This window comes from Alcaligenes sp. SORT26, assembly GCF_017377875.1.
GTDB classification, from domain to species: domain Bacteria; phylum Pseudomonadota; class Gammaproteobacteria; order Burkholderiales; family Burkholderiaceae_B; genus Alcaligenes; species Alcaligenes parafaecalis.
On the sequence record NZ_CP070975.1, the window covers coordinates 2,305,017 to 2,320,032 of the forward strand.

Annotated in this window: 14 protein-coding genes; 8 read left to right on the forward strand and 6 right to left on the reverse strand. The window is 56.4% G+C overall.

Features of this window, described 5'->3' with window-relative positions:
* Window positions 1–67 precede the first annotated feature (67 nt).
* From gatC to gatB, 3 genes are read left to right on the forward strand one after another with little or no spacing between them, the layout of a single operon-like run.
* A complete protein-coding gene (gatC, locus tag JYG33_RS10645; RefSeq protein ID WP_003801948.1) occupies window positions 68–376 on the forward strand; it encodes an Asp-tRNA(Asn)/Glu-tRNA(Gln) amidotransferase subunit GatC in 309 nt (102 codons plus the stop codon).
* A gap of 9 nt (window positions 377–385) precedes the next feature.
* On the forward strand, window positions 386–1,906 hold the full coding sequence (gatA, locus tag JYG33_RS10650; protein ID WP_207872239.1) for an Asp-tRNA(Asn)/Glu-tRNA(Gln) amidotransferase subunit GatA: 1,521 nt from the start codon (window positions 386–388) through the stop codon (window positions 1,904–1,906).
* The gene (gatB, locus tag JYG33_RS10655; protein WP_207872240.1) at window positions 1,906–3,363 is read left to right on the forward strand and encodes an Asp-tRNA(Asn)/Glu-tRNA(Gln) amidotransferase subunit GatB; all 1,458 of its coding nucleotides are present in this window, start codon (window positions 1,906–1,908) and stop codon (window positions 3,361–3,363) included. Before gatA ends, gatB begins: the two co-directional genes overlap by 1 nt.
* 90 nt (window positions 3,364–3,453) lie before the next feature.
* Here the strand turns inward: gatB and pyrE are convergent, their stop codons facing one another.
* Window positions 3,454–4,128, reverse strand: a complete 675-nt coding sequence (pyrE, locus tag JYG33_RS10660) for an orotate phosphoribosyltransferase (RefSeq protein ID WP_094197776.1) — start codon at window positions 4,126–4,128, stop codon at window positions 3,454–3,456.
* Between the two features lie 53 nt (window positions 4,129–4,181).
* Window positions 4,182–5,072 (reverse strand): LysR family transcriptional regulator, encoded by an 891-nt coding sequence (locus tag JYG33_RS10665; RefSeq protein WP_207872241.1) that lies wholly within the window; start codon window positions 5,070–5,072, stop codon window positions 4,182–4,184.
* Between the two features lie 220 nt (window positions 5,073–5,292).
* Between JYG33_RS10665 and JYG33_RS10670 the strand changes: the two genes are divergently transcribed.
* The 3 genes from JYG33_RS10670 to JYG33_RS10680 all read left to right on the forward strand — a co-directional run bounded on the left by JYG33_RS10670 (window position 5,293) and on the right by JYG33_RS10680 (window position 7,430).
* A complete protein-coding gene (locus JYG33_RS10670; protein ID WP_207872242.1) occupies window positions 5,293–5,694 on the forward strand; it encodes a DoxX family protein in 402 nt (133 codons plus the stop codon).
* 59 nt (window positions 5,695–5,753) lie between these two features.
* Window positions 5,754–6,563, forward strand: a complete 810-nt coding sequence (locus JYG33_RS10675; protein ID WP_207872243.1) for a class III extradiol ring-cleavage dioxygenase — start codon at window positions 5,754–5,756, stop codon at window positions 6,561–6,563.
* Between the two features lie 72 nt (window positions 6,564–6,635).
* The gene (locus JYG33_RS10680; protein WP_207872244.1) at window positions 6,636–7,430 is read left to right on the forward strand and encodes an exodeoxyribonuclease III; all 795 of its coding nucleotides are present in this window, start codon (window positions 6,636–6,638) and stop codon (window positions 7,428–7,430) included.
* A 24-nt stretch (window positions 7,431–7,454) separates the two neighbouring features.
* On the opposite strand, the gene JYG33_RS10685 is transcribed toward JYG33_RS10680, so the two are convergent.
* The 3 genes from JYG33_RS10685 to JYG33_RS10695 all read right to left on the reverse strand — a co-directional run bounded on the left by JYG33_RS10685 (window position 7,455) and on the right by JYG33_RS10695 (window position 11,613).
* On the reverse strand, window positions 7,455–7,784 hold the full coding sequence (locus JYG33_RS10685; protein ID WP_207872245.1) for a c-type cytochrome: 330 nt from the start codon (window positions 7,782–7,784) through the stop codon (window positions 7,455–7,457).
* 197 nt (window positions 7,785–7,981) lie between these two features.
* Entirely contained in the window at window positions 7,982–9,127 is a 1,146-nt protein-coding gene (nirK, locus tag JYG33_RS10690) for a copper-containing nitrite reductase (protein WP_207872246.1), read from the reverse strand.
* Window positions 9,128–9,333: 206 nt separating this feature from the next.
* Complete coding sequence (locus JYG33_RS10695; RefSeq protein ID WP_207872247.1) at window positions 9,334–11,613, reverse strand: nitric-oxide reductase large subunit; 2,280 nt, start codon at window positions 11,611–11,613, stop codon at window positions 9,334–9,336.
* Between the two features lie 306 nt (window positions 11,614–11,919).
* On the opposite strand from JYG33_RS10695, the gene norR reads away from it, so the two are divergent.
* Together norR and JYG33_RS10705 are read left to right on the forward strand one after the other, a co-directional pair.
* Complete coding sequence (gene norR / locus JYG33_RS10700) at window positions 11,920–13,461, forward strand: nitric oxide reductase transcriptional regulator NorR (protein ID WP_207872248.1); 1,542 nt, start codon at window positions 11,920–11,922, stop codon at window positions 13,459–13,461.
* Window positions 13,454–14,152 carry a Crp/Fnr family transcriptional regulator gene (locus JYG33_RS10705; RefSeq protein WP_207872249.1) on the forward strand — a complete coding sequence of 233 codons (699 nt, stop codon included), beginning with the start codon at window positions 13,454–13,456 and terminating at the stop codon, window positions 14,150–14,152. Before norR ends, JYG33_RS10705 begins: the two co-directional genes overlap by 8 nt.
* Window positions 14,153–14,160: 8 nt before the next feature.
* Here the strand turns inward: JYG33_RS10705 and JYG33_RS10710 are convergent, their stop codons facing one another.
* Window positions 14,161–14,964: an SUMF1/EgtB/PvdO family nonheme iron enzyme gene (locus tag JYG33_RS10710; protein ID WP_207872250.1), complete on the reverse strand. Its 804-nt coding sequence runs from the start codon at window positions 14,962–14,964 to the stop codon at window positions 14,161–14,163.
* Window positions 14,965–15,016: the final 52 nt, after the last annotated feature.

Genomic DNA, 15,016 nt, shown 5'->3' on the forward strand with positions numbered 1-15,016 from the left:
TGCCAAACTGTCCCTAACTGACGGATTTCCGCTTTTTTTTATTACTCATTTTCCAGTACCCACCCACATGTCTATCACTGAACAGGATGTTGCCCGTATAGCGCAACTGGCGCGCCTTGATCTTTCCGCTGAACAGGCCTCCCAGGTCGAGCACGATTTGACGCGCATCCTGGGCCTGATCCAGACCTTGCAAACCGTTGATACTCAAGGCGTTGAGCCTATGGCCCATCCTTTGTCCGCCCGCCAGCAGATCAGTCTGCGTCTGCGCGAGGACAAGGCCCTGCCTTCCGGAACGGTAGAAAGCCGCCAGGCCATGATGCGCAACGCCCCCGCCGAGCAGGATGGCCTGTTTCTGGTGCCCACGGTCATCGAATAAAGCAAAACCATGTCTTTTACCCCTGAATTCGCGACTATTGCAGCGCTGCGACTAGCCCTGCAAAACAAAACTGTCAGTGCCCGCGAGCTGGCCCAGCAAGCCCTGGACAATAGCGCCCGTCAAAAAGAGCTCAATGCCTTTGTGCAGCAGGACGCTGCCCTGACCCTGGCCCAGGCCGATGCCGCTGATGCCCTGATTGCTCAAGGCAAGGCCGGTCCACTGACCGGTATCCCTATCGCCCACAAAGATTTGTTTGTCACCAAGGATTGGCAGACTACCGCCTGCAGCAAAATGCTGGAAGGCTATGTCAGCCCCTTTGACGCTACGGTCGTGACCAAGCTGCAGGCAGCCGGTGCTGTCTCGCTGGGCAAACTGAACTGTGACGAGTTCGCCATGGGCTCGCGCAACGAAAGCTCGGTCTTTGGCCCTGTGCGCAACCCTTGGGACCATTCCATGGTTCCCGGTGGCTCCTCGGGTGGCTCCGCTGCTGCAGTTGCTGCTGGCCTGATCGCTGGTGCCACTGCCACGGATACCGGCGGTTCGATTCGACAGCCAGCCGCCCTGTGTGGCGTCAGCGGCATCAAGCCCACCTACGGCACGATTTCCCGCTTTGGCATTATTGCGTACGGCTCCAGCCTGGATCAGGCCGGTCCTATCGCCCGCAATGCCCGCGACTTGCTGGATCTGCTGGAAACCATGTGTGGTTTTGACCCGCAAGATGCCACTAGTTTGGAATTCTGCGACGATCAGCCCAATAACGGCGCGCGCATTCGTCAGCAGTTTGAACAGCAGCAGTCCCAGCAAGAAGCCCAAGGCAGCCAGCCACTGAAAGGCTTGCGTATTGGTGTGCCCGCACAGTTCTTTGGCCCCGGCCTGGACCCGGTTGTCGCCGACGCCATCGAAGCCGCGCTGAAAACCTACGAAAGCCTGGGTGCAGAGCGCGTCAGCGTGCAACTGCCCCTGACAGAACTGTCTGTCCCTACTTATTACGTCATCAGCCCGGCTGAAGCCTCGACCAACCTGTCGCGCTTTGACGGCGTACGCTTTGGCCACCGCGCCAATCAGTACACCGACCTGAGCAGCATGATTTCGCGTTCGCGCTCGGAAGGCTTTGGACCTGAAGTGGTGCGTCGAATCCTGGTGGGCACCTATGTGCTGTCCCACGGTTACTACGATGCCTACTATCTGCAAGCCCAACGCGTACGCCGCATGATTGTGGACGACTTCCAGAAAGTCTTTGAACAGTGCGACCTGATCCTTGGCCCGGTCACCCCGGCCCTGGGCCGCAAGCTGGGCACAACGATTGAAGACCCAACGACCGACTGGCTGGGTGATGTCTACACCCTGGGCGTCAGCCTGGCTGGCCTGCCCGCCATGTCCATCCCCTGCGGTTTCAGCAACGATGAGCAGCCCTTGCCCATCGGCCTGCAAATTATTGGCAATTACTTCCGCGAAGGCCAATTGCTGGCTTTTGCCGACCGCTTCCAGCAAGTCACCGACTGGCATCAACGTCAACCAGGACAACAATAATGGAATGGGAAATTGTGATCGGGCTGGAAACCCATACCCAGCTCTCGACCGAATCCAAAATCTTCTCCAGCAGCAGCACCCGCTTTGGTGCCTTGCCCAACACGCAAGCCAATGAAGTGGACATGGCCCTGCCCGGCGCACTGCCTGTTTTTAACCGTGGCGCTGCCGAACGGGCCATTCGCCTGGGTCTGGCCGTAGGCGGGCACATTGCCCCCCGCTCCGTGTTTGAACGCAAAAACTACTTCTACCCGGATCTGCCCAAGAACTACCAGATCAGCCAGATGGAAATCCCCGTCATCAGCGGGGGCACCATCAGCTTCATGCTGGGCGACGAGGAAAAGACCATTAATCTGACTCGTGCCCACCTGGAAGAAGATGCCGGTAAATCCCTGCATGAAAACTTCCGTGGCCCTTACGGCGAATCCAGCACCGGGATCGACTTGAACCGCGCGGGCACGCCGCTGCTGGAAATCGTGTCCGAACCTGAAATGCGCTCGGCTGCCGAAGCCGTGGGCTATGCCCGCGCCTTGCACAGCCTGGTTGTCTGGCTGGGTATTTGTGACGGCAATATGCAGGAAGGCTCGTTCCGCGTGGACGCCAACGTCTCGGTACGTCCCAAGGGCCAGAAGGAACTGGGCACCCGCTGCGAACTGAAAAACATCAACTCCTTCCGCTTTCTGGAACGCGCGATTCAGTACGAAGTGCGCCGTCAGATCGAGCTGATTGAAGATGGTGGCAAAGTGGTTCAGGAAACCCGCCTGTACGACTCGGACCGCGACGAAACACGCAGCATGCGCAGCAAAGAAGACGCGCATGATTACCGCTACTTCCCCGACCCGGATCTGCCACCGCTGTTGATCAGCGAAGAATGGATCGAGCAAGTTCGTCAGGACATGCCCGAGCTGCCTGCTCAAAAACTGGCTCGCTTCGAGCAAGAGTTTGAGCTGAGCCGTTACGACGCCTCGCAACTGACAGTAGACCGCGCCACATCAGACTTCTTTGAAGCCATTTTGCAAGCAGGCTCCAGCGCCAATGCCAAACTGGCTGCCAACTGGGTGCTGGGCGAGCTGTCGGCTGCCTTGAACCGTGAAGAAATCAGCATTGAGCAATCCAAAGTCAGCCCAGCACAACTGGCCCAACTGATTGCCCGTATTGCTGACGGCACCATTTCGAACAAGATTGCCCGTGACGTATTTGCGGCGCAATGGGACGGCGAACTGAACGGCGATGTGGATGCCATCATCGACTCCCGTGGCTTGAAGCAAATCAACGATGCCGGTGCTATTGGCGCCATGGTGGACGAAGTTCTGGCCGCCAACCCCAGCATTGTCGAACAGCACCGTGCTGGCAAGCCAAAGGCTTTCAACGCTTTGGTCGGTCAAGTGATGAAGGTTGCCAAGGGCAAAGCCAATCCGCAGCAGATCAATGAAATGCTCAAGCAAAAGCTGGATGCCTGAATTCAGGCTCTGCACTTAGCGGATACAAAAACACCAGGCCAAGGCCTGGTGTTTTTTTTACTGCTCAATATGGCTAACTAAGGCTGGTGATCAAACACCGTAGCGATCACGGTAGGCTTTTACCTGAGGGGCATGGGCCGCCAAAGTAGTGTCGTCAGCCAATACCGCCATGATGTCCGCCAGCGAGGCAATGCTGATCACTGGAATACCGTAAGTCTGTTCCACTTCCTGCACAGCAGAATGTGCGGACAGTTCCTGGTCATTACCAGCGCGTTCCATGCGATCCAGAGCAATCAGCACCGCTGCAGGTTCTGCACCCGCAGCCTTGATGATCTGCATGGATTCACGCACGGACGTACCCGCTGTGATCACGTCATCAATAATCACGACTTTGCCTTGCAAGGGTGCGCCCACCAGGGTGCCGCCTTCGCCATGGTCTTTGGCTTCTTTGCGGTTGAAGGCAAAGGGCACGTCACGATCACCGATTTGAGGATGCTCGGCCAGCGCAATCGAGGTCGCTGCTGCCAATGGAATACCTTTGTAGGCAGGCCCGAACAGCATGTCAAACGACACGCCCGAATCCAGCAAGGCCTGGGCATAGAAGCGAGCCAGTTGGCCCACGCTACGTCCCGTATTGAACAGGCCGGCATTGAAAAAGTAAGGGCTCAAACGGCCAGACTTGACCTTGAATTCCCCAAAGCGCAGTACTCCCTGTTCCAGGGAAAAGCGCACAAAATTACGACGATTATCGTTAGTAGCCGACATGACAGAGTATGAAAAAGATAGAGACGAAAGGCATTTTAGCGTGTTGTTAGCCATCACTTGCCAGCTTCGGCCAGTTCTTCTAACAAGAAGTCGATAAAACTGCGTACTTTAGGCGTCAAATAGCGACGACTGGCATAGACGGCATGCAATTGCTGCAGCTCTTCAGTGTAGTCAGGCAAGAGGCGAAGCAGACGGCCACTGTCCAGATCATCCATTACCAACCACTCAGGCAAGTAGGCCAGCCCTGCTCCGCCCAAGGCGCTGTAATAGGTCAGATTTGTATTGTCCGAACGCATAAAAGGATTCAGACGCAAGGACTCGGGCCCATCCGGCCCCAGAAACTCGAAGCTGGGCTGCTGCAAATAACTGGGACTGATCGCAGGCAGACGCATCACCTCCGCACAGTTGCGCGGCATACCATGTTGGGCCACAAACTCCGGGCTGGCCACCAGATGAAACGGCGTGGGGCAAATAAGACGCGCAATCTGATGCGGGGCAGGTTCACGCATGACCCGCAGGGCCAGGTCAAAACCTTCTGCCACCAAATCCACCTTGTGATTACTCAAGCTCATATCCAAGGTGACCTCAGGAAAGCGAGTTTGGTAATCCTGCAACAACTGGGCCACTTTGCGGTTTGCAAACCACACGGGCGCCGTCACCCGCAACACCCCTTGGGGCTGATGCTCTGGACCCGACAAAGCCTGCTGGCCCCGCTCCAGAGTATCGAGCGCCTGCAAACAATAATCAAAGTAGGTCTGCCCCAATTCCGTCAGGCTCAAACGACGACTGCTGCGATGGAGCAAGCGCGTACCAAGCTGCTTTTCCAGACTGGCCAAATGCTTGCTGACCATAGGCGCGGACATATCCAGACGTTGTGCCGCCGCAGCAAAACTGCCCGCTGCCACGATTTCTCGAAACACCCGCAAACTCTGAATCGTATCCATGCTTTCCTAATAAGAAAGTAACTAATGAAAATAGGCCTGTTTATTTCCTGATAGTAATTGATTAATCTTAAACGAGCGCTACACCGGTGCCTGTCTGGGCCTTGAATGGGCGGGACCAGCACCAGGCTGACTCCAGGTCATGATTGACGCAGATCCTCTGTCACCACACCGAGCCAAGCGCTTTGTTTACCGATACTGTCAACTTTCCAAAGGAAAATACATGAGCGCCCTTACCTCTAGCTGGACTCCTCGCATTCTTAGCCTGCTGCGCATCGTCACAGGTTATTTGCTGCTGACACACGGTACTGCCAAGATCCTGGGTTTCCCCAAAGTAGACATGTTTGCCAACCTGCAAATCAGCTCCATATACGGTATTGCGGGCATTCTGGAACTGGTTCTGGGTGTCTTGCTTGTCATTGGTCTGTTCTCGCGTTTTGCTGCCTTTATTGCTTCCGGCCTGTGCGCTTTCGCCTACTTTATTGGCCACGCCAGCGCCAGCACCGTTGCCACTCCCATCCTGAATGGCGGTGAAGCGGCCGTCCTGTTCTGCTTTACCTTCCTGTACCTGGCCTTTGCAGGCCCAGGCCCATGGAGCGTAGACGCTGGCCGCGGTAAAGCCTGACGCCTTATTCAACCCCTTATCCCCTGCCCCTCTCAGGGCAGGGGCAGGAGATCATCATCATGACAATGCCCACCTATTTCATCTCGCACGGTGGCGGACCCTGGCCCTGGATGCCTGAAGCGCAAACCATGTACGCTCCGCTGCGTGCTGCCTTGCAGGATATTCCACGCCAATTGGGCCGTACGCCCAAAGCGATCCTGATGGTCTCCGCTCACTGGGAAGCTCAACAGGCGAATTTACTGGTCGCCTCTGCCGCACACCCCAGCATGGTGTACGACTACTACGGCTTTCCCTCCCATACCTATGAAATTCATTACCCCGCACCAGGCGATCCCGCACTGGCGCAGCAAGTCTGTGGCCTGCTGGAAGGTGCCGGTCTGCCCACTCGGCTAGATGCGGAACGCGGCTTTGACCACGGTGCCTTTGTGCCTGCGTATGTGATTTATCCGCAAGCCAAAGTGCCTATGGTGCAACTGTCCATTCACGCCAATTACGACCCTGCCCTGCACTACGCCATGGGCGAGGCACTTGCCCCTTTACGGGACGAAGATGTGCTGATTATTGGCAGCGGCCTGAGCTATCACAACCTGCGCAATATGGGACCCGGCGGTGTGGAGCCTTCTGCCCAGTTTGATGCCTGGTTGCACCAAAGCCTCAGCCTGGAAGATCCTGCCGCTCGTCGTCAGGCCCTGATGAATTGGGAACAAGCCCCAGCCGCACGTATTGCTCACCCCCGTGAAGACCATCTGGTTCCTGCCATGGTGGCGGCTGGTGCTGCGCGTGGAGATACGGCGCATCGCTTCCACCATGAAACCCAGGCCTTTGGCGGTTTGACCGTATCCAGTTACTGCTTTGGTTCGGCCACGTAACAAGCTCTGACGGCCACTGACATCGAAGCAGATTACGGGTTACAGTGCTGACGCTATAAGGAGAATTGCCACGTGTTACGCGTCACCTCGTTAAACGTCAACGGTATTCGGGCTGCCTTTCGTAAAGGCCTGCCCGCCTGGCTGGAAGCCCAGAAACCCCATATTGTCTGCATGCAGGAAATCAAGATCAGCGAGCCTGATCTGACGCCTGATCTGACTCACCCTGGTGAGTATCACGGGCATTTCCACCATGCCCAGAAAAAAGGCTATAGCGGCGTCGGTCTGTACTTGAACCACAAGGCAGAAACCGTGGCCGAAGGCATGGCCTGCGAAGAGTTTGATGCCGAAGGCCGCATCATCCGCGCCGACTGGAACGACCTTAGTGTGATCAGCGCCTACCTGCCTTCCGGCTCGTCAGGCGACGAACGCCAAACGGCCAAGTACCGCTTTCTGGATCATTTTGAACAGTGGATTGGTGGCTTGATGCAGGAACACCGCGATACAGGCCGCGAGTTCATTATTTGTGGTGACTGGAATATTGCGCACCACGAAGCCGATTTGAAGAACTGGAAAGGCAATCTGAAAAACAGCGGCTTTCTGCCTGAAGAACGCGCCTGGATGACGAAAGTGCTGGGCGAGCTGTCTTGGGTGGATGTGTACCGCAGCCTGCATCCTGACACCACGGACGAGTGCTACACCTGGTGGAGCAACCGTGGCCAGGCTTGGGCCAAAAATGTGGGGTGGCGCATTGATTATCAAATTGCCACCCCAGGTATTGCTGCTAAAGCGCGTAGTGCCACGGTCTACAAAGAAGAGCGTTTCAGCGACCACGCGCCACTAACCGTTGATTACGACTGGAGCTTGTAAGCCCAGCCTGAAAAGGTCAGTGTCTTAGCTGGCCTTTTCAATCATGTAGCGCACGACGCTGCGCAGTTGCTCGTCAGTGGCCTTGGGAGCTGCGCCACGCGGTGGCATGGCACCCTTGCCATTGATGACCACTTCCATCAAGGCATCCTCGCCTTGTGCAATCAGGGGCTCCCAACGAGCCTTATCGCCCAGACGGGGTGCATTGGCCATGCCTGATGCGTGACAGACCATACACGAGGACTTGTACAGCTTGAGAGCTTCTTCCGAGTCGGCATGAGCTGCAGGTGCAGCAGCCAACAAGAGCAAAGCGGCCATTGCGGAGTGCATCATGGTGGCGGGTCGATAGGTTCTCATGGGTTTACCCTTTAAACAGTCGGCATGAACGCATGCCAGGCTGATACTTCGTTTTCTGAACAAGAGGCCCGGTTTTCATGACTCGAACCTCCTGCTTGTTCCTTAGCTAATCACTATCCAGGTACTGCTTTGAAACCCGGGCGGAATTGAGTGGTACCGCTGTCTATCAATTCCGCTTACCGGGTACTACCCCCTGATTAGCCCTTGATGGGGCCGGGAGGGCTGACTTGCTTCATCAAGTCGTCGTTCCAGTCGCCTTCGACCAGTACGTGACCTGCTGCGCCCAGTTCCATGGCTTCGATCAGGTTATGGTTCACGTAGGCGTACACACCAGGCTGCTTGAAGGTGTAGATCGCCACGCCAGCCGAACCGCCGCGGATGAACCAGGTTTCCAGGTTCTTGGCTGGTGGGTCATCAAATTTACCCAGCTCCCAAACCCAGTCACCGTGACCACCGATCAGGTGAGGACGTGTATCGCGGTTAGCCTGCGAGTGGATGAACATGACGGTCTCGCCCACGTTTGCTTTCATGGCACCGTCGCCCATCAAGGCACCGACTTTACCGTTGAACACCACGTGGCTGGGGATCAGACCACGCATGGCTTCCAGGGTGTCGCCGTAGCTTTCAGCCGAAGAACCATATTTTTTGAAGTTGCCCTTTTCATCACGGGGGATGTAGAGGTCAAATTCACCAATGGTGTAGACACGGTCGTAATGCAAGCTGTTGCCAGCCGAGTCTTTCAGGCCATCGCGTGGCAGCACCATGACGGTACCGTGCATGCCCTGAACCACGTGCCAGGCTACCGAGCCTTCAGGTGCGCAGTGGTACACAAAGGTACCGGTGCGGTCGGCCTTGAAGCGCAGTGTGGCTTGTTCACCAGGGTTCACGTTGGTCAGCTTGGCACCGCCCAGCGCGCCGGTCGAGGCGTGAAAGTCGATGTTGTGCGGCATGGTGTTGCTGGCTGGGTTGATCAGCGTCAGCTCCAAGTAGTCACCTTCATGCACAACCATGGTGGGGCCGGGCATGGAACCGTCAAACATCATGGCGTGCATGGTTGTACCATCACGATCGACCACGATCTCTTTTTCGGTGATGCTCATGCGGAATTCCACCACACGGGGCTCGGGGCCGACTTTTTGCTCATGCTTGTGGACCATAGGAGGCGCAACCAGATCCACCTTGACCCGCTCCAGCTTGGCAATCTGGGCTTCTGTACGCGCAGCCATCCAGGGCGCGTTCTTTTTTGGTGCGGCCGTCTCGCGGGCTTGTACTTGAGCCGCCAGCAAAGTCGTTCCTGCGGCGACACCTAGGCCAGCACTTTTCAAGAAATGACGACGTTCCATACTACCTCCGGTTTGATCCAGGCGTGATGCCTGCTGATTAAATGTTATTCAGATCTAACAGTTACTGAATGTATTGGACCGCAATCAGACTGCGCACTCTTTGCTGCAGCGCAAGCATCTCGTATAAGCAACAAAAAAAACCGCCCGAAGGCGGTTTTTTTGATAGACGGAATCTCACAGAAGAAAGAAACCGTCTCGTAAAAACATCAGGATGTTTTTATTGCACCTGCAGCATTCGCCGAAGCACCACGACGCCCGGCCGAAATACGTACCCAAACTTGCTGGAACACAATCAGGGCACCGGCAATAAATACCACGTCACCCAAAGTGCGCCACCAGCGCAAGGACTGCAGGATAGGCTGTTGCATGAACTCTTCGCTACGGGCGTACCACATCCCTTCCGAGATGCTGGCCCAGGCCTGAATAATCCCGGCAGGCAGCAAACTGACGAACATCATCAGCACCAGACCGATATTCAGCGTCCAGAAGCCCCAGCTCATCAGACGGTCGTTGTAGCGCACCTCTGGCGAGATATAACGCACCACCAGCAAGACAAAGCCCAGGGACAGGAAGCCATACACCCCGAACAAGGCAGCGTGAGCATGCAATGGCGTGGTATTCAGCCCCTGGATGTAGTACAGCGAGATAGGTGGGTTGATCAGGAAACCAAACACACCAGCACCGAGCATGTTCCAGAAGGCCACAGCCACAAAGAACATGACAGGCCAGCGCAGATCGCTCATCCAGCTTGCTTGTTTTTGCATCTTCCAGTTATGGAAGGCTTCGTAACCCAGCATGATCAAAGGCACTACTTCCAAGGCACTGAAGGAAGCACCGATAGCCATGATGGGTGTGGTCGTACCCGAGAAGTACAGGTGATGCAAAGTACCAGGCACACCACCGACCAGGAACAGCGAGGCGGCAGCCAGACCAGCAATAGTGGCACTGCGCTTGGAAACCAGACCCAGAGTCAGGAAGATAAAGCCCATGGCAACGGTGGCAAAGACCTCGAAGAAGCCCTCAACCCACAGGTGAACCACCCACCAGCGCCAGTACTCCATGATGGTGATATTGGTGTGCTCGCCGTAGAACAAGCCAGTACCGTAGAACAGGCCAATGGCCACAGTGGAGATGGTCAGCAGAATCAGCAAGTGATTGTCGCCTTTGTCGCGACGCAAGGCAGGCCACATGCCACGCAGCATCAGCAAGAGCCAGAAAGCCAGACCAATGAACTTGATGATCTGCCAGAAGCGACCCAGATCCAGGTATTCATAGCCCTGATGACCAAACCAGAAATTCAGCTCGGGCGGCAGGATGTTCTTGATGGCCAGGAAGTTACCGGCAAAAGAACCAATAAAGAGCACAACCAGAGCACCGAACAGGACATCTACGCCCAGGCGCTGGAACTTGGGATCCTCGCCCCCGTTAATCAAGGGCACCAGGAACAGACCGGCAGTCAAAAAGCCGCTGGCAATCCACAGCAGGGCCGCCTGAATGTGCCAGGTACGGGTCAGGGAATAAGGGAACCACTGCGACACGTCTATGCCATAGAACATCTGGCCTTCAACCGTGTAGTGCGCGGTAAAGCCGCCCAGAAAGACCTGGATGACAAACAGGGCAACCGTCAGGAAGGCATACTTTTTCAGGGCTCGCTGCGAAGGTGTCAGGCGGAAAGCCAGAACCGGATCGGTAGCCGGTGCAACAGGCGCTTCCTCTTCTTTGTGCGTAAAGGACCAGATCCAGACCAGCAAGCCAATACCGGCCAGCAAGAGCACGATACTGACAATGGACCACACAATATTGGCGGTGGAAGGATGGTTATCCACCAGGGGCTCGTGCGGCCAGTTGTTGGTATAGCTGACAGTGGTGCCGGGACGCTCGGTCACGGTAGCCCAGGACAGCCAGAAGAAAAAGCGGGTCATGTCCTGACGACGCTGCAACTCTGGCAGGGTGTTGTCCTTCATGGCGAAACTTTCGCGGCTGGATTTCAGCTCGGGCGCATCACCAAACAGGTCAATGTAGTACTGGGCCGTTGTATCAATGGCCTGCGCACGGCGCTCACTGATTTGCAGCACGCCTGTCGCTTCATCAATGCGATTGGGGCGGTACTCGTCCTGCAACTCCTGGCGCAAGGTCGCCTGCTGACTGGACGTCAGTTGATCGTAGCTCAGGGAATAGGTTTTCTGGGCAGCCAGATCCAGCCAGGCCAGCGCTTCGCGGTGCAGCCAGTCTGCACTCCAGTCCGGTGCCTGGTAGGCGCCATGCCCCCAGATCGAACCCAGTTGCATCCCACCGGTACTTTGCCAGGCGGACTGGCCACGGTGGATCTGTTCCTGTGAGGTAAATTCACGGCCATCGGGTGTGACTACCTTGGTGGGCATGGGAGGTGCCTGACGATACACCTCCACACCCGTCCATCCCAGAATGGCAAAGGTGACCATGGTGACTGCCACCAGGGACCACCATAGTTTTTTGTAGCTACGCATTTTCTTCTCCGTCTCGCTGATGAATCAAACGACCCAATCCAAACAGGTCCTGGCACGGCCCAGCTACCTGGTCAAAACCTGTTTGGGTACGGCCCCAACGCGGGGGACGGACCGAAGTACAAGCTTGGTAGCGATGTTCTGCTAATTCGGGGGTCATGTCATAGTCCTTAAAAATGTATGACAAAACCTATAAAGCAAAGACCGTGCCAAGTCGCAGACGATATAGATCAATGGTTTGCCACCAGCCTGGGTATAAACTACCCCCACAAAACTGGGTATTTTTCACCATAAGGGTATTTTTCACCCATGCTAGATCTCCTGATTGCCGACCTTGCAACCGAAATTCCGGGGCCATTACGCCTGCAACGCATGGTTCATTTACTCGCCCGTCACTTCGGCTGTGATGCGGCTGGCCTACTCAAATTGGACGACACCGTACTGCGCATCGTGGCGGCCAGTGGTCTGGGCAACGACACATTGGGGCGTCACTTTGTGATTGCCGATCACCCACGGCTGGCCCGCATTCTGAGCACGGCCAACCTGACCCGCTTTGAGCCCAACTGTGGCTTGCCCGACCCCTACGATGGCCTGCTGGATGACAAGCTGGGGCAGCCCTTGCCCGTGCATGATTGCGTGGGGGTGACCCTGCAAGTGCAAGGTGCACCCTGGGGGATACTCACCCTGGATGCCTTACGACCCGGCACCTTTTCAGCCTCCATGCTGGTCGAGCTGAAACACTGGTGCCTGGTGCTGGAAAGTGCGATTCGCATCAGCGAACTGGAAGAAGAAAACCGCAGCCTGCGTTTGCTGTCCACCTTGCCGCCCGATTATTTATCCCGCAGCAACTCGGCCGCCATCATCGGCAACAGCAAATCCTTGCTGGAAGTGATTCAGCTTCTGGACACCGTGGCGACGTCGGAGCTGCCTGTTTTGTTGTTGGGCGAAACTGGCGTGGGTAAAGAGCTGTTTGCGCAGCGCCTGCACCAGCGTTCCCCACGGCACAGCAAGCCGCTGATCTACGTGAACTGTGCGGCTCTGCCGGAGTCCCTGGCGGAAAGCGAGTTGTTTGGCCATGTCAAAGGGGCATTTTCAGGCGCTCATGAACACCGCGCGGGGCGGTTTGAGGCGGCTCAAGGTGGCACGCTCTTTCTGGATGAGATCGGTGAGCTGTCTTTGACCATTCAGGCCAAGCTGCTGCGTACTTTGCAAAATGGCGAGATCCAGCGCCTGGGGGCCGACCACCCCATCCGACTGAATGTGCGTCTGGTCGCTGCTACCAATCGGGACCTGAGCCAGCAGATTGCCCAAGGCGGTTTTCGGGCAGACCTGTTTCACCGCCTGTCGGTTTTCCCCCTGACCATCCCCGCCTTGCGCGAACGTCACCAGGACATCCTGCTGCTGGCCGGCCATTTTTTGGAAACTAACCGCTCTCGTTTGGGATTGCGCGGAATTCGTCTATCACCCGACGCAGAAGCTGCTTTACTGGCTTATCATTGGCCAGGTAATGTTCGCGAACTAGAACATTTAATCAGCCGGGCAACCATCCGCCTGCTGGTCGATACGCCAGATCGTAACCAAATATTTACGCTTAGCGCCGATAATCTCAATTTGTTACCTTCTACCCACGAGCCCGTCGCACGGACCAAGCTGGTCATTGGAACCCCGAACCAGTCCTTGCGTCAGTCCGTTGAACAACTGCAAAGCCAGTTGATTCGGCAAGCTCTGGACCAGAACGAAGGCAACTGGAGCCAGGCTGCCCGACAGCTAGGCATAGACCCCAGCAATCTGCACAAGCTGGCCAGCAAACTAGGGCTTAAAACCCGCTCAGAAAGCTTAAGTGATGACTGACATTTCCTACCCCTCCTTGTTAGCCAGCCTGCCCGTGTTCTCTGATCTGGATGCGGCCAGCATCGACGAACTCTGGCAAGAGGGACGCCTGATCCACTACGACAAGGACAGCCAGGTCTTTCGGCAAGAGCAAAGCAGCGACCATTTTTATGTACTGCTGCAAGGCCTGATCAAAGTCGTACGCACCATGCCCAACGGCTCGCAGTTACTGGTGCGCTTTGCCTTGCCCGGCGATGTAATTGGCATTGCCCCTGCCCTGCGCCGTCGCAACTACCCGGCTACAGCCATCAGCGTGACGACCAGTGCCGCTCTGGCCTGGCCAGAAAAATCCTGGGACAGCCTGACGCAACGCTTCCCCTGCCTGCTCAGCTCTGCGCAAGACACGGTCGCACGCAGGCTAAGCGATGCAGATGATCGCTTGCTGGAAATTCACAGTTTGGAGGTGGAGCAACGGCTGGCCCACAGCCTGCTGCGTCTGATTCGACAAGTAGGCCAAAGCGGTGCGGAAGGGACGTCCTTGAGTATTCCGGTGACCCGGCAAGATCTGGCGGATCTGGCCGGAACCACCTTGTATACAGCCAGCCGCGTGGTCAGCAGTTGGGATCATCAGGGTTTGATCCTGGCAGGCCGCAAACAAATTACGATTGCGGACCTGGATAAATTTGCACAAACCGTACTGGAACAAGGCTAAGCGCTGGCTTAGTCCTCGGTAACCAGACGCAGGCCCAAGTAGCGCGGTGGCACCCCAACCGAACACGCCCCGGTTTTAGGATCGCGGATAAAGTCGGGCATCACCGCAATATGCTCCCCGCCCAAGGTACGTACGCCGCAGTTTTCCAGCCGGGATTCAGCACGCGGCATGCTGATGCGGTGTACTCGCACGTGGCAGGTATTAGTCCATTCGGCGACCTGACCACCGGCATCAAAGACGCCATACGCATTAGCAACACCCTGCCCCAAAGGGGCCAGGGGCACTTCCTGCTCCTGCTTGCGCTTGTAGCTGTCCTGATATTCCTGCAGCCACAAGGCAGCCTGCTCATTTTCATCCAGACCGCTCTGAGCAGACTCGGGCACTTTCTGGTCTGCAAAGTAGCTCCATTCCAGATAATCCGGCAAACGGAATTTCTTGCCGGTACGCTCGCTTAGCCAGGCGGCGTAATCCTGCCCGTCCTGCCAGCTAACCCCCACCACCGGCATATTCTTGGCCTGCCCTTGACCTACCGCATCAGCGGCTTTGCATCGCTCGGCACGAACGCATTGGTCGTATTCATACTGGCTGACCTGATACTTCATGGCCTTCAAGGTGGGAACGGGGGCGTACATCACGGTATCTGATGCAATCAAGCGGCCATCCAGCAGGAACTCGCCTGCCTGCATGACTTCGCGTGCCGGGCCGGCTACTTCAACCAGTTCTGGCAGACCGGCTTGATTACTGGACTCGCCAGCCGAACATCCGGCCAGAATGGCCACCAACAGCACTGATCCCACTACATGGCTTCGCATTGTGCACTCCCTAGAGACAATCACAATTGAAGCGCAGCTACGTCCTGGCGTC

Coding starts and splice junctions, on each gene's coding strand:
- nirK (WP_207872246.1), bottom strand. CDS start 9,127: ATGGAACGTCGTCATTTCTTGAAAAGTGCTGGCCTAGGTGTCGCCGCA.
- norR (WP_207872248.1), top strand. CDS start 11,920: ATGCTAGATCTCCTGATTGCCGACCTTGCAACCGAAATTCCGGGGCCA.
- gatB (WP_207872240.1), top strand. CDS start 1,906: ATGGAATGGGAAATTGTGATCGGGCTGGAAACCCATACCCAGCTCTCG.
- JYG33_RS10705 (WP_207872249.1), top strand. CDS start 13,454: ATGACTGACATTTCCTACCCCTCCTTGTTAGCCAGCCTGCCCGTGTTC.
- JYG33_RS10695 (WP_207872247.1), bottom strand. CDS start 11,613: ATGCGTAGCTACAAAAAACTATGGTGGTCCCTGGTGGCAGTCACCATG.
- gatA (WP_207872239.1), top strand. CDS start 386: ATGTCTTTTACCCCTGAATTCGCGACTATTGCAGCGCTGCGACTAGCC.
- JYG33_RS10665 (WP_207872241.1), bottom strand. CDS start 5,072: ATGGATACGATTCAGAGTTTGCGGGTGTTTCGAGAAATCGTGGCAGCG.
- JYG33_RS10685 (WP_207872245.1), bottom strand. CDS start 7,784: ATGAGAACCTATCGACCCGCCACCATGATGCACTCCGCAATGGCCGCT.
- JYG33_RS10710 (WP_207872250.1), bottom strand. CDS start 14,964: ATGCGAAGCCATGTAGTGGGATCAGTGCTGTTGGTGGCCATTCTGGCC.
- pyrE (WP_094197776.1), bottom strand. CDS start 4,128: ATGTCGGCTACTAACGATAATCGTCGTAATTTTGTGCGCTTTTCCCTG.
- JYG33_RS10675 (WP_207872243.1), top strand. CDS start 5,754: ATGACAATGCCCACCTATTTCATCTCGCACGGTGGCGGACCCTGGCCC.
- gatC (WP_003801948.1), top strand. CDS start 68: ATGTCTATCACTGAACAGGATGTTGCCCGTATAGCGCAACTGGCGCGC.
- JYG33_RS10670 (WP_207872242.1), top strand. CDS start 5,293: ATGAGCGCCCTTACCTCTAGCTGGACTCCTCGCATTCTTAGCCTGCTG.